The sequence below is a fragment of the Pseudomonas sp. RW407 genome (assembly GCF_003176655.1).
Classification (GTDB): domain Bacteria; phylum Pseudomonadota; class Gammaproteobacteria; order Pseudomonadales; family Pseudomonadaceae; genus Pseudomonas; species Pseudomonas delhiensis.
Genome location: NZ_QGSL01000039.1, coordinates 1 through 627, shown reverse-complemented (window position 1 = coordinate 627; position 627 = coordinate 1). Strand labels below are relative to the sequence as shown.

Sequence of the window (627 nt, the reverse complement as noted above, 5' to 3'; positions counted from 1 at the left end):
GAACCCAAGGGCGTGCAGGTCAGCCACCGTGCCGCCTGCAATACCCTGGACGACCTCAACCAGCGCTTTGCCGTCGGCCCCGAGGACCGCGTACTGGCAGTCTCGGCGCTGGATTTCGATCTGTCGGTCCACGACCTGTTCGGCGTGTTGGCGGCAGGTGGCTCTGTGGTACTGCTGGATGAACAGCAACGCCGCGATGCCACTGCCTGGCTCAGGCTGATCCAGCAACACCAAGTGACCTTGTGGAACTCGGTGCCATTGTTGCTGGACATGCTGCTGACAGTGGCCGAAAGCGATGGGCGCACCCTGCCCTTGCGCCTGGCCTACCTGTCCGGCGACTGGATCGGCCTCGACCTGCCGGCCCGCCTGCACACCGCCACTGCCGGCGGCTGCCGACTGATTGCCATGGGCGGCGCCACCGAAGCCGCCATCTGGTCGAACTGGCAACCCGTGACGCTGCCCTTGCCTGAACACTGGACCTCGATCCCCTACGGCACGCCCCTGGCCAACCAGTGCTTCCGCGTGGTCGACAGCCTGGGCCGCGACTGTCCGGACTGGGTCTCCGGCGAGTTATGGATCGGCGGGGTCGGCGTCGCTGACGGCTATCGCGGTTCGGAACAGCTCAGC

At 66.5% G+C, this 627-nt stretch carries 1 protein-coding gene; it reads left to right on the top strand.

All coding sequences use genetic code 11. From position 1 onward, the window contains the following. Positions 1-627: AMP-binding protein (locus tag DK254_RS05710; protein WP_146219569.1), on the top strand; the 627-nt coding region annotated here is incomplete at both ends.